General features: G+C 63.1%; 11 protein-coding genes and 1 pseudogene. 7 read left to right on the top strand and 5 right to left on the bottom strand.

Annotated features, from left to right (window positions below; translation table 11 throughout):
* Window positions 1-55: 55 nt before the first annotated feature.
* Complete coding sequence (locus tag LB577_RS32600) at window positions 56-850, bottom strand: SDR family NAD(P)-dependent oxidoreductase (protein WP_224690505.1); 795 nt, start codon at window positions 848-850, stop codon at window positions 56-58.
* A 216-nt stretch (window positions 851-1066) separates the two neighbouring features.
* Here LB577_RS32600 and LB577_RS32595 point away from each other — a divergent pair, with 216 nt between their 5' ends.
* Complete coding sequence (locus LB577_RS32595) at window positions 1067-1522, top strand: MarR family winged helix-turn-helix transcriptional regulator (protein WP_224690504.1); 456 nt, start codon at window positions 1067-1069, stop codon at window positions 1520-1522.
* A 25-nt stretch (window positions 1523-1547) separates the two neighbouring features.
* Here the strand turns inward: LB577_RS32595 and LB577_RS32590 are convergent, their stop codons facing one another.
* Window positions 1548-2726 (bottom strand): MFS transporter, encoded by a 1179-nt coding sequence (locus LB577_RS32590; protein ID WP_224690503.1) that lies wholly within the window; start codon window positions 2724-2726, stop codon window positions 1548-1550.
* Between the two features lie 209 nt (window positions 2727-2935).
* Here LB577_RS32590 and LB577_RS32585 point away from each other — a divergent pair, with 209 nt between their 5' ends.
* Window positions 2936-3289, top strand: coding sequence for an ArsR/SmtB family transcription factor (locus LB577_RS32585; RefSeq protein ID WP_224690502.1), 354 nt, complete (start codon window positions 2936-2938; stop codon window positions 3287-3289).
* Window positions 3290-3538: 249 nt separating this feature from the next.
* Here LB577_RS32585 and LB577_RS33590 read toward each other — a convergent pair.
* A pseudogene (locus LB577_RS33590) lies at window positions 3539-3775 on the bottom strand (nucleoside deaminase); the annotation flags it as partial.
* A 254-nt stretch (window positions 3776-4029) separates the two neighbouring features.
* Here LB577_RS33590 and LB577_RS32575 point away from each other — a divergent pair.
* From LB577_RS32575 to LB577_RS32560, 4 genes are all read left to right on the top strand, one after another.
* The gene (locus LB577_RS32575) at window positions 4030-4785 is read left to right on the top strand and encodes a metallophosphoesterase family protein (RefSeq protein WP_224690501.1); all 756 of its coding nucleotides are present in this window, start codon (window positions 4030-4032) and stop codon (window positions 4783-4785) included.
* 149 nt (window positions 4786-4934) lie between these two features.
* The gene (locus tag LB577_RS32570; RefSeq protein ID WP_224690500.1) at window positions 4935-5822 is read left to right on the top strand and encodes an SH3 domain-containing protein; all 888 of its coding nucleotides are present in this window, start codon (window positions 4935-4937) and stop codon (window positions 5820-5822) included.
* Between the two features lie 225 nt (window positions 5823-6047).
* A complete protein-coding gene (gene carB, locus LB577_RS32565) occupies window positions 6048-9551 on the top strand; it encodes a carbamoyl-phosphate synthase large subunit (protein WP_224690499.1) in 3504 nt (1167 codons plus the stop codon).
* A gap of 152 nt (window positions 9552-9703) precedes the next feature.
* Entirely contained in the window at window positions 9704-9985 is a 282-nt protein-coding gene (locus LB577_RS32560; RefSeq protein WP_224690498.1) for a hypothetical protein, read from the top strand.
* Here LB577_RS32560 and LB577_RS32555 read toward each other — a convergent pair.
* Window positions 9972-10574 carry a hypothetical protein gene (locus LB577_RS32555; RefSeq protein WP_224690497.1) on the bottom strand — a complete coding sequence of 201 codons (603 nt, stop codon included), beginning with the start codon at window positions 10572-10574 and terminating at the stop codon, window positions 9972-9974. The genes LB577_RS32560 and LB577_RS32555 overlap by 14 nt on opposite strands.
* Before the next feature lie 345 nt (window positions 10575-10919).
* On the opposite strand from LB577_RS32555, the gene LB577_RS32550 reads away from it, so the two are divergent.
* Entirely contained in the window at window positions 10920-11399 is a 480-nt protein-coding gene (locus LB577_RS32550; protein ID WP_224690496.1) for a winged helix-turn-helix domain-containing protein, read from the top strand.
* 200 nt (window positions 11400-11599) lie between these two features.
* Here LB577_RS32550 and LB577_RS32545 read toward each other — a convergent pair whose 3' ends face one another.
* Window positions 11600-11992 carry a Rid family hydrolase gene (locus LB577_RS32545; protein WP_224690495.1) on the bottom strand — a complete coding sequence of 131 codons (393 nt, stop codon included), beginning with the start codon at window positions 11990-11992 and terminating at the stop codon, window positions 11600-11602.
* Window positions 11993-12266: the final 274 nt, after the last annotated feature.

Raw genomic sequence — 12266 nt, 5'->3', positions numbered from 1 at the left:
CCGCGGGGGGTGGGGGTCCTGGTTTGCAAAGCAAACCAGCTTCTCAAACCAGCCCTCAAACCCCGTAGCGCGCTGCCGGCTTGTCGGCGTGCAGGCTGCCGTAGAAGGCTTGCCGGGCGCCGAGGAACGTGTCGAGCTTGGCGGTATCGGCAAGTGCGGGCACGGTGACGGCTTCGCCCCTGGCCAGGCCGACAAGGGCGGCATCGACCATGTCGTCGGCGGTCATGATGATCTCCTTCGGAACGTTGTCGATATCGGTGCCGGCAAGTTCCCAGAAATCGGTCCGGGTCGCGCCCGGCAGCACCACCTGCACGTTCACGTCGGTGCCCGCGACCTCGCGGTGAAGCGCCTCGGTGAAGTTGACGACATAGGCCTTGGTGCCACTGTAGATGCCGCCGAAGGAGGTGTCGAAGGCGAGCACCGAGGCGATGTTGACGATGCCGCCGCGGTTGCGTGCCAAAAGCCCCGGCAGCACGGCGCGGGTTAGGCGCGTCAAGGCGATGGTGTTGACCTTGATCATGCGCTCGGCCGCGTCGACGTCGGCGGTGGCCACGACGGCCTGACCGCCGATGCCGGCATTGTTGACCAGCAGTGTGATGCTTTCGTCGGCTGTTACAGCTTGCTCGACGCGGCGCACATCATCGTCGTTTGCAAGATCGGCGCTGATCACGCTGACCGTGCGATCGTAGGCATGGCGCAACTTTTCAGCCAATTCTTCCAGCCGGTCGGCGCGTCGCGCCACCAGCACAAGATCGTAGCCCTGGCCGGCGAGCCGGTCGGCATAGACGGCGCCGATGCCTGACGAGGCGCCGGTGACGACCGCCGTGCCCTTGTTGTTTTCTGCACTCATTATCCTGCTCCTTGTTTCGACCAATTGGTTCGTTTCGACCCCGTGTTGCCGGGCTCCGTGGGCAATCGCACTCGCCTTCACCAAAGTCGCTCAACTCAATAGTGGCATATGCCACTATCAACGAAGTAGGCATATGCCACTATCTTGTCAATGATCTCAACGGGGATTATTTGTCAGGCTGCGACGGACATCATGTCTCTGCCGCGAGGACCTATCATGCCGAAAGACGCCCTGCCCGGCCTTAACCTTTGCAACAACGCCATGCTGCGGCGTGCAACGCGCAAGCTCGGCCAATTCTATGATGATGTGCTGGCCCCTTCGGGGCTCAAGGCAACACAGCAGGGTCTGCTCTACCAGATCCATGTCGGCAACGAGCCGGCAATGGGCGCCCTTGCCGCTGCCCTTGTGATGGATCTGTCGGCGCTCGGTCATACGCTGAAGCCGCTGATCCGCGACGGCTTCCTCGAAACCTTCGCCGACAAGGATGACCGCCGCATCAAGCGCGTCCGGCTGACGCCGTTGGGCCTTGTCAAGCTCGATGAGGCCGTGAAGCTTTGGGAAGTCGCCCAGCGGCGATTCGAGGATCTGGTCGGCAAGGAGCAGGCGGAGCGCCTGCGCGTGGTGCTGGATGACATCGCCGCGCTGGATTTCGATCTGCCGTCGGCCACCTGAGGCAGCCGACGGCTTTTCGCAGACCTTATTCCGCGGGCATCGCCACTGGCTTGGCCAACATCCGGCCGGCCAGCACGATGCCGAGCCCGACGATCGGGAATGCAGCCGCGACCAGGCCGAGGTCGGCCGGCGCGCCATAGCGCAGCACGGCGCCGCCGACCACGGCGCCCAGCGCCACGCCGAGATAGAGCGCCGAGGCATTGAGCGACAGCACGATCGGGGCGGCATCTGGCGCCAGCTTGATGATGCGGCTGGCCTGCGCCGGCGGGAACGCCCAGCCGACAATACCCCACGGCACCATCATGCCCATCAGCGCCGGTCCGGCAATGTTGTGCGGCAGGAAGGTCGGGATCAGCGAGAAGGTGACCAGCATCGCCGCGCTCAAGGCCAGCGACCAGGCAACGGTGCGCGTCGCGCCGAAGCGGTCGGCGGCCTGGCCGCCGGCGACGTTGCCGATGACGGCGCCGACGCCGAAGGCGAGCAGCATGCCGGGCAGCGCCACCGGGCTGAGCCCACCGCCTTCGATAGCCAGGGGCGCGATGAAGGCGAAGACGGTGAAGGCGCCGATCAGGGCGAAGACCGTCGTCAGCAGGATCGGCATGACGCCGGGACGCAGTGCCGCCGCCAGCCGCCGTCTCAGCGGCAGTTTGGTGCCGACGATCCCGCGCGGCAGCCGATACCACAAGATCGCGCCGGCCAGCGCGCCGAGCCCGGCGATGGCAAAGAAGGTGCCGCGCCAGCCAGCGACCGTGGCCACCAGCGCACCGAGCGGCGCGCCGAGCGCAACGGCCACCGTGGTGCCGCCGACGACGACGGCGATGGCGCGGGCACGGTGGTGGTCATCGACCAGTGCCACCGCCGTTCCCTGCGCGGTCGCCGCGAACAGGCCCGACGACAGCGCCATGATGATGCGCGCGATGAGCAGCACCTCGAAGGACGAGCTCAAGGCGGCGGTGATGTTGCCGACGACGAAGAACACCAGCGTCCACAGGATGACGCGGCGCCGGTCCCATTCGCCGGTCAGCGTCGCCAGGATCGGCGTGCCGATCGCATAGGCGAGCGCGAAGGCGGTGATCAATGTGCCCGCCAGCGGGATGGAAATGCCCGCATCCCCAGCGATGTCGGGCAGAAGGCTGGAAATGACGAAGCCCTCGGTCGAGATCGTGAACGATCCGAGCGCGAGCCAGAAGAGACGCTTATCCATGGGGAAGTGTCCTTAGTTCAAAAGTTATTGAACAATTGGACATACCGGAGCATGATGTCAATAAAGCCAGCGGAAAATAGCTGAACCATCCTGACAGCCCTGTGTCAGCACAAAAGGTCAGCACGGGTCGAAACGGGAGAAACAATGTGTACGGGCAGGCGAGGACGGATGCGTTGAAATCGGCCCGAACTGCGCTTAGGTTTCCAGCCATGACGCTGCCTCACCCCAATACGGACCAGATCAGCCTGCCCATCGTGCTCGGCGTGCTCGGCGACCCGACACGGCTTGCCATCGTGCGCTATCTCGCCAGCAAGGAAGGCGTACCGCTGAACTGCAGCCGGTTCCTCGATCTCGGGTCGAAGACGAATTTGAGCTATCACCTCGCCAAATTGCGCGAGGCCGGCGTCACCCGCACCGAAGTGGTCGGCACCAACCGGATGATCACGCTGCGCCGCGCCGACCTCGACGCCCGCTTCCCCGGCCTGCTCGACAGTGTCATCGCCGCGGCTGGCAACTCTGCCCTTCCAGCGGTCGGCGGCCCCGACATCGAAGTTCCGGCGTAGCCCGCAGGTTCCGAAGCAAAATTCAGTCCCCCTAGCGCTGCCAAAAACCAATGTGCGGCGCGAGAAGCTCCTCCTCCATCTCTGGGAAGGGGCCGTGGACCTCGACCGGTTTCTGCCCGGAGGCAGGACCGTGCGCGACGCGAGGTTCATCGTCGGATTCTCGGCATGGTCGCCAGTTAGCGCCAGAAGCTTGGTCTCCTCGAAGCCGTAGACCAGCCGGCCGATATTCGCCCAGTAAAGCGTTCCGGTGCACATCGCGCAGGGCTCGCCGGTCGAGACCAGCGTGCAGGACCAGAGGAATTCCGGCGGATAGGCGTCCGCGGCACGCCGGGCGAGTTCGGTTTCAGCGTGGCGCACGGTGCTGATGTTGCCTTGCCGCATGAGGATGCGATCGTCGGGGCCGACGAGCACACAGCCGAAAGGATGGTGCCCGTGCGCGGCGGCGTCGCGCGCGACGTCATTGGCAGCGCGCAGGTGGGCGAACATCCGGTCGCGGGTCATCGCCTGGTGCCTTTCGAGGCTGTCTAAGCGGATATTCCCATCTTAACTTCGGGACGACGTGGACGCTAGCAGATGGCGTGCTTCCGCGATAGCCACGGGTGGGCTGCCCAGTGGTCCCAGCCCTAACGATCTCAAGAGCCTGATAGCAACAACCGGGGCTTGATAGTTAAGGCGGGGGCTTGATAACGAAGACGGGCCGGAAAGGCCTCCAACGGGGCCGCGCCAAGGGAGCCCGCCGCATGCGCATAGCCGTCCTCGCCGATATTCACGGCAACATACTGGCACTGGATGCCGTGCTGGAGGATTTGGCGCGGCGTGGCGGCGCCGATCTCACCGTCAACCTCGGCGACAGCGTTTCCGGCCCGCTCTGGCCACGCGAGACCTTTGCCAGGCTGCAGGCGCTGAACCTGCCGACGGTGCGCGGCAACCATGACCGCCGCGTCGCGGCCGACCCCGTCAATGACGAGATGTGGCCCTCGGACGTCTACGCGCAGGAGCGGCTGACGCAGCCGCAGCGCGAGGCACTCTTCGCGCAACCCCTCAGCCTGGAGGTCGCTCCCGGCGTCGTCGCCTTCCACGCCCGTCCCGATCATGACGAGAAATATCTCACCGATGCGATCGTCGATGGCCAGTTGGTGCGCGCGCCGCTGGCGGCGATCCGGCGCCGGCTGACGGCGCTCGACCCGGCCTGCCGTATTGCGCTGTGCGGCCACAGCCACCGCGCCGAGCTGGTCCGTGTTCCCGATGGCCCGGTCATCTTCAACCCGGGCAGCATCGGCTGCCCCGCCTATGATGATTCAACGCCGCCCGCGCATGTCTCCGAACAGGGCTCGCCGCACCCCCGCTACGGCATCGTCACCTTGGGCGGCGCCGGCCTGCCCGACCGTTTCGAGACCATCGCCGTCGACTACGACCACGAAGCGGCCGCACGGCAGGCCGAGCAGGCGGGACGGCCGGAATGGGCCCACGGCTTGCGCACCGGCTTCATGCCGTAAACCACGCCACCAGCTTACCAGCCATCAACCGGCACCAGCTTCGCCACAATTTTCGGACTTACATGGCGGCCCGTCGTCCCCTATAAAACCGGCCGGGCATGCGGCGGGACTGTCGCGGCATGGTGTTTCGAATATCGGCGCACGGCCAAATGATGAGGCGCACAGTTACGCTCCGAACAAGCTTGCAGGCGCTGATTGCCGTTCCGCTGCTGATCGCGGCCTGGCCGGCCGTTGTCCCTGCCCATGCCGAAGACTTCATTTCGGTCGTCACCGGGCTTGCCCCCGACGACCTGCTCAATATCCGAGCCAAGCCATCGGCGATCGGCAAGACCGAGGCCCGCCTGGCCGGCGGCGCAAGCGTACGCAACCTTGGCTGCAACGACATTGACGGGCACCCCTGGTGCAAGGTCGAGTCCGACAATCCCAAGGCCACCGGCTGGGCCCCCGCGCGCTACCTCGTGCCTCTCAATCCGGCGACCGTGTCCGATCTGGACCAGGCGGCGGACACGCCTGCCGGCGATGCCGCCCCTCCGCCGACGCCTGATCTGACGGCACGGCTGGGCGAGGCGGCCCACGCTGCCGAACCGCCGGTGAAATCCGTTGCCGAAACCGCCATGCAGGATGCCTATGGCCTGGCTCTGGCTGCTGAAACCCCGCCGACCGGAGAGCTTCCTGACCCCGCGGCGGCTGCACCCGTCGATAAGCAGACCGTGGCGGAACTCCCGCCCCAGCCCGACGCTCTTGCCTCTGGCGGCGGCATCGATATTCCCTGCGCCCGCAAGGTCGGCCAGCCGATGACGCGGTGCACGGCAACCGTCGTGCACAAGGGCACCGACAAGGCCGAAGTGACCGTGACCTGGCCCGATGGCGGCACGCGCGTCATCGCCTTCGACGCCGGCCGGCCGGCTGGCTCGGACGCCGACGGCAATTTCCGCTTCACCCGCGAGGGCAGCCTCAACATGATCCGCATCGGCGAGGCCGAGCGTTTCGAGATCACGGATGCGGTGGCGTTTGGAACAAAGGGAATAGGGCAGTAGGGCAGTAAGGCAGTATGTGAAGTTGCCTTGACTGCTCCCCCTACTGCCCTACTGCCCTACTGCCCTACTGCCCTACTGCCCTACTGCTCATTTTCGGGGTTACATCCGACAAAACTCTTCCCTATAAGGCCCTCCTAGCCTGATACCAGAATCGCAAGCACAACCGGCCGGGTCTTCCCGTCCCGGTTTTTCGTGTAAGCCGCTCGCCGAACGGAATCCGAACCCATGCCAAGACGCACCGACATCAAGTCGATCCTGATCATCGGGGCCGGCCCCATCGTCATCGGCCAGGCCTGCGAGTTCGATTATTCCGGCACCCAGGCCTGCAAGGCGCTCAAGGAAGAAGGCTTCCGCGTGATCCTGGTCAATTCCAACCCGGCCACCATCATGACCGACCCGGAACTGGCCGACGCCACCTATATCGAGCCGATCACGCCGGAAGTGGTCGCCAAAATCATCGCCAAGGAGCGGCCCGACGCGCTGCTGCCGACCATGGGCGGCCAGACCGCGCTCAACACCGCTCTGTCGCTGCGCCGCATGGGCGTGCTCGAGCGTTACAATGTCGAGATGATCGGCGCCGACGCCACGGCGATCGACAAGGCCGAGGACCGCGCGCTGTTTCGCGAGGCGATGAGCAAGATCGGCCTGGAAACGCCGAAGTCGATGCTGGCCAACGCCACCGACGTCAAGAACGCCGACCGCAAGACCCATGAGGCCGAGCGCGCCGCGCTCAAGGCCGAGAAGCCGGCCGATCTCGATACCGCGCTCGATGCGCTGGAGACACGCTGGAACCTCGGCGAAGGCGACCGCAAGCAGCGCTATATCAGCCACGCCATGGCGATCGCCGCCCAGGCGCTCGACCATGTCGGACTGCCCGCCATCATCCGCCCCTCCTTCACCATGGGCGGCACCGGCGGTGGCATCGCCTACAACCGCGCCGAATTCTACGACATCGTCCAGTCCGGCCTCGACGCCTCGCCGACCACCGAAGTGCTGATCGAGGAAAGCGTGCTCGGCTGGAAGGAGTATGAGATGGAGGTCGTCCGCGACAAGGCGGACAACTGCATCATCGTCTGCTCGATCGAGAACATCGACCCGATGGGCGTGCACACGGGCGATTCGATCACCGTCGCCCCGGCGCTGACCTTGACCGACAAGGAATACCAGATGATGCGCAACGCCTCGCTGGCGGTGCTGCGCGAGATCGGCGTCGAGACCGGCGGCTCCAACGTGCAGTTCGCCGTCAACCCGGCCGATGGCCGGCTGGTGGTGATCGAGATGAACCCGCGCGTTTCGCGCTCCTCCGCGCTGGCTTCGAAGGCGACCGGCTTCCCGATCGCCAAGATCGCCGCCAAGCTTGCCGTCGGCTACACGCTGGACGAGTTGGAGAACGACATCACCGGCGGCGCCACGCCCGCCTCGTTCGAGCCGTCAATCGATTACGTGGTGACCAAGATCCCGCGCTTTGCCTTCGAGAAATTCCCCGGCGCCGAGCCGGTGCTGACCACCGCCATGAAGTCGGTCGGCGAAGTGATGGCCATCGGCCGCACCTTCCAGGAATCGCTGCAGAAAGCGCTGCGCGGACTGGAAACCGGCCTCACCGGCCTCGACGAGATCGAGATCCCCGGCCTCGGCCACGGGGCGGCAGTTGCCAGCCATGTCGACGACCGCAACGCCATCCGCGCCGCCTTGGGCACCCCAACGCCGGACCGGCTGCGCATGGTGGCGCAGGCGATCCGCATGGGCACCTCGCTGGAAGACGTACACGCCATGTGCAAGATCGACCCGTGGTTCCTCGAACAGATCGCGGGCATCGTCGCCATGGAAGCCCGCATCCGCGAGCACGGCATCCCGCAGGACGCCGTCAATCTGCGCATGCTGAAGGCGATGGGCTTCTCCGACGCCCGCCTCGCATCGTTGACGAAGACCGACGCCGAAGTGATTCAGAAGATTCGCGAAAAGCTCGACGTTCATCCAGTTTATAAGCGCATCGACACCTGCGCCGCCGAATTCGCCTCGCCGACCGCCTACATGTACTCCACCTATGAAGTGCCGTTCGCAGGCAGCCTCGCCAACGAGGCCCAGGTCTCGTCGCGCAAGAAGGTCGTCATCCTTGGCGGCGGGCCGAACCGCATCGGCCAGGGCATCGAGTTCGACTATTGCTGCTGCCACGCGGCGTTCGCGCTGCGCGATGCCGGCTATGAAGCGATCATGATCAACTGCAACCCCGAGACCGTCTCGACCGACTACGACACCTCGGACCGGCTCTATTTCGAACCGCTGACGGCGGAGGACGTGCTGGAGATCCTGCGCGCCGAGCAGGCCTCGGGCGAACTGGTCGGCGTCATCGTCCAGTTCGGCGGCCAGACGCCGCTGAAGCTGGCCGATGCGCTGGAGAAGGCCGGCATCCCGATCCTCGGCACCTCGCCCGACATGATCGATCTCGCCGAAGACCGCGACCGCTTCCAGAAGCTGCTGCACAAGCTCAACCTCAGCCAGCCGAAGAACGGCATCGCCTATTCGGTCGAGCAGGCCCGCCTCGTCGCCGGCGAGCTCGGCTTCCCGCTGGTGGTGCGCCCGTCCTATGTGCTCGGCGGCCGCGCCATGCAGATCATCCATGACGAGAGCATGCTGCAATCCTATTTGCTCGACACCGTGCCCGGCCTGGTGCCGGAGGACATCAAGCAGAAATACCCCAACGACAAGACCGGCCAGATCAACACGCTCCTGGGCAAGAACCCGCTGCTGTTCGACACCTATCTCTCGGGCGCCATCGAGGTCGATGTCGACTGCCTCTGCGACGGCAAGGCGACCTTCGTCTCCGGCATTCTCGAACACATCGAGGAGGCCGGCATCCATTCGGGCGACAGTGCCTGCTCGCTGCCGGTGCACTCGCTGCCTTCGGAACTGGTCGACGAGCTGGAGCGCCAGACGGCGGCTCTTGCCCGTGCGCTCAATGTCGGCGGCTTGATGAACGTGCAGTACGCGATCAAGGACGGCACGGTCTATGTGCTGGAGGTCAACCCGCGCGCGTCACGCACCGTGCCCTTCGTTGCCAAGACCATCGGCCGTCCGATCGCCAAAATCGCCGCCCGCATCATGGCCGGCGAGAGCCTGGAAGACGCCTTCGCCCATTACGGCGCCATGCCCGACCCCAGGAACCCCGGCCACATCGCGGTCAAGGAAGCCGTCTTCCCCTTCGCCCGCTTCCCCGGCGTCGACATATTGCTCGGCCCGGAAATGCGCTCGACCGGCGAGGTCATGGGCCTCGACCGCGACTTCGCGCTGGCCTTCGCCAAGAGCCAGTTAGGGGCCGGCGTCGACCTGCCCCGCTCCGGCACGCTGTTCGTCTCGGTGCGCGACGAGGACAAGAAAGGCATCCTGCCGGCGGTCAAGCGCCTCGCCGGCCTCGGCTTCAAGGTGCTGGCCACCTCGGGTACCCAACGCTTCCTCGCCGAAAACGGCGTCGTCGCCGAAAAGATCAACAAGGTCCTCGAAGGCCGCCCCCACATCGAAGACGCCATCCGCAACCGCCAGGTCCAGATCGTCTTCAACACCACGGATGGCCAGAAGGCGGTGTCGGACTCCAAATCGCTGCGGCGGGCGACGCTGATGCAGAAGGTACCGTATTACACGACGCTGTCGGGTGCTGCCGCTGTGGCGGAGGCGATCGCGGCGCTGAAAGCGGGGAGCCTGGAGGTTCGGCCGCTGCAGGAATATTTTGCTTAGGCGACTAGCTCCCTTCTCCCCGTTCAACGGGGAGAAGGTGCCGGCAGGCGGATGAGGGGCAGCGCCAGCGTCTCTGTCGGATCAACAAAACAGCCGGTTGCATTTGGCCCTCTTCAGAGCCATTCTCCTTCGTCAACTTTGGGAGGGGAAGAATGGCAAAGAAATCTGGAAGGATTGGGGAAGCAGATATTTCAAAAGACGTCATAGCGATTATAGATGCCGAACCCAAAAAGGAGATTTCCACCACAAGATTGATTGCGAAGCTTAGGGAGCGTATTCCACTAAGCGCTGAGGACGAAGAGCAGCTAGAGGGTCGACAAGACGATCGATTCTCCCAGATCGTCCGCAACATTAAGTCGCACAAGGACCAGCCCGGAAACCTCATCCATGAGGGGCATCTGCAGGGTATCTATAGAGGGTTTAAGCGGCCCTAGCGAACTTCGCCTTATATCCCGGCGGAAACCATTTCAATTCAGTTTGCGCTGGTGCATTCTTGTCCCAGACAAACCAAGCGTATGCCGTGGTGCCGGAACCGGCTTGAACAGCACCTGCCGGATAGAAGGTGATGCGCTCGCTAAAGACCCAGACGCGCGCGGGTGGGCATTCAGCGAAGATCGTATTCGCTCGATTTGCCCCTTCCAAAAAAGCCAGCCTCAAAAGCAGTGCGAACTTATTGCGCGCCAGTTTCACTCCGGAGCGCACGAAACTTTCCGCGCTATTATAAGGAGGATTGGTCACGATATTTTCCGCCGGTGTGCGGGCTATGTTGAAGTCAATCCCAGCTTCACCGAAGCCACGATTAAATAGATCGGAACTTCGCACCGGATTGCCACGACTCTCCAGAACCCGAGACATTGCGCCGTCGCCACATGCGCACTCCCATATCTCGCCTGAGAATTTTTCATTTTCCATCAAGGCATGCGTCGCCCAAGCGGGCGTTGGGAAGTAATCCGGACCGGCGAGATCGGCAAACCGCTTCATTGTCGGCTTGAAGCCGCCGTTGAGATTATACGTCGCGTCCATAGTGATTCGACTCCGCTGGCGCAGAAACGATAACAGAATCATATAGTTAAATAAATGTTAAGGTGATGTGGCGAATTGACTCAGGTGCCCCGCCCGGCCTGGAAGCGTGACCGCGCCGAAGTTGCGCAAATGATGCGTCATTCTGACATTCTCATCGATCGACTTAGCTAGGGACTCGTTAACTATGACTCGCTCAAGCACAACGAATTTGGCCAATGGAGAGCTACTGCGCGTAGCAAAAGGCGTGCCAGTCGGCAGGGACTCAAATTTGTTAAGGACTCGTCAACCATGACTTCGAGTCCGAATTTGCTTGCAAAGGCGATGGACTTGCCGTAGACTTAATATATGGCTTCGTTAAACGAATTTCTCGCCGTAAGGCACAGGGCTTTAGTAAGAGCGCTCGCTGAAACACGGCACCGACTTTCCTCTATAGAGGAGGAGATCGAGCAGATCGAAAGAGCAGCAGAAGCCGCGAATATAAGCCTAGAGATATCTGAAGTTGGCAGGCGTTCAAAAGCTATAGCTTTTTCGTCTCAATCTAAACTGCCACAAACTATGAAGGAAGCAGCGGTAGAGGCACTTAAGGACGAAGCATCCGGCATGACAACCAACGATATACTTAAGGTTGTCAACGATAAATTAGGAACGAACTACCCCAGATCCAGTTTAAGCCCTCAACTTTCTCGCCTTAAAGGCGACGGAATCCTCTACAGGGAGGGTGACCGCTGGATACTGGCACCGGATCGCAATCTGGCTGCAAATTCACCCAGCCTCAACGAGAATGGGGCATCCGAAGATGCCCCAGACCCTACCGACCGTGAATGATTGAAGCCCTAGCGATCGGTTTTCTCTAACTTCAAGGAGGCCTCAAATGCAGCCGCCTTAGCAACAATCCTGGCTGCGCATGACTAGTCGTTCGCAGCAAGCAGCCGGGGAGCCCGGCAGTGGTGATGCGTGTCTCTAGCACGTATCACCACACTAATTAGTTGACCCACGCCAGACGGTCAACGCCATCGCAGCCACCCTCACGCCACCGCCACACACTCAATCTCGATATCAAACTCCATCGGCCAAGACGCCACCGGCACAAAACTCCGCGCCGGCGGGTTGACGCTGAAGTACCGGGCATAGACTCGGTTGATGGCGTTGTAGAAGCCGGAATTGACGGCGTAGATGCGCACCATCACCACATTGTCCAACGAGGTGCCGGCCGCTTCCAGGCAATGCTTCAGCGCCTTCAGCGACGCCTCGGTCTGCACCTCGATGTCGCCGCGCACCATCTCGCCGGTCACCATGTCCACCGGCGGCGTCGCCGAGATGAACACGAAGCCGTTGGCCTTCACCGCGGTCGAACAGGGCAGGCCGAGCGAGCGCACCTTGTCCGACATGACCGGTACTTCGATGACTTCTTTTTTCATGGTGGTGCTTCCTTTGGTTGGCAGGGAGCTTATCGCGCTAGCGGCCGAACGCCAGCGCCGTTCTTCCTTCACCCCCTGTGGGAGAAGGTGGCACGGCGCGTCAGCGCCGGGTCGGATGAGGGGTGTTCCAGCGGAGTGAGGCGTTGGCGTTCCCTGGAACACCCCTCATCCGCCCTTCGGGCACCTTCTCCCGCAAGGGGATTGTTGCAAAATTGGGTGGATGTGATTCCCTGTTTTTGAACAGGGGATCGTGCAATGACGACGAAGCCGAGCG

It is taken from the genome of Mesorhizobium sp. B283B1A, from assembly GCF_020165735.1.
GTDB classification, from domain to species: Bacteria; Pseudomonadota; Alphaproteobacteria; order Rhizobiales; family Rhizobiaceae; genus Mesorhizobium; species Mesorhizobium opportunistum.
The sequence above is the reverse complement of the archived record's forward strand: the minus strand, read 5'-3'. Positions and strand labels throughout refer to the sequence as shown.

Excerpts from the sequence above, each read along its gene's own strand:
- LB577_RS32590 (WP_224690503.1), bottom strand. The coding sequence starts at position 2,726 with ATGGATAAGCGTCTCTTCTGGCTCGCGCTCGGATCGTTCACGATCTCG.
- LB577_RS32585 (WP_224690502.1), top strand. The coding sequence starts at position 2,936 with ATGACGCTGCCTCACCCCAATACGGACCAGATCAGCCTGCCCATCGTG.
- LB577_RS32600 (WP_224690505.1), bottom strand. The coding sequence starts at position 850 with ATGAGTGCAGAAAACAACAAGGGCACGGCGGTCGTCACCGGCGCCTCG.
- LB577_RS32550 (WP_224690496.1), top strand. The coding sequence starts at position 10,920 with ATGGCTTCGTTAAACGAATTTCTCGCCGTAAGGCACAGGGCTTTAGTA.
- LB577_RS32560 (WP_224690498.1), top strand. The coding sequence starts at position 9,704 with ATGGCAAAGAAATCTGGAAGGATTGGGGAAGCAGATATTTCAAAAGAC.
- LB577_RS32545 (WP_224690495.1), bottom strand. The coding sequence starts at position 11,992 with ATGAAAAAAGAAGTCATCGAAGTACCGGTCATGTCGGACAAGGTGCGC.
- LB577_RS32575 (WP_224690501.1), top strand. The coding sequence starts at position 4,030 with ATGCGCATAGCCGTCCTCGCCGATATTCACGGCAACATACTGGCACTG.
- LB577_RS32570 (WP_224690500.1), top strand. The coding sequence starts at position 4,935 with ATGATGAGGCGCACAGTTACGCTCCGAACAAGCTTGCAGGCGCTGATT.
- LB577_RS32555 (WP_224690497.1), bottom strand. The coding sequence starts at position 10,574 with ATGGACGCGACGTATAATCTCAACGGCGGCTTCAAGCCGACAATGAAG.
- carB (WP_224690499.1), top strand. The coding sequence starts at position 6,048 with ATGCCAAGACGCACCGACATCAAGTCGATCCTGATCATCGGGGCCGGC.
- LB577_RS32595 (WP_224690504.1), top strand. The coding sequence starts at position 1,067 with ATGCCGAAAGACGCCCTGCCCGGCCTTAACCTTTGCAACAACGCCATG.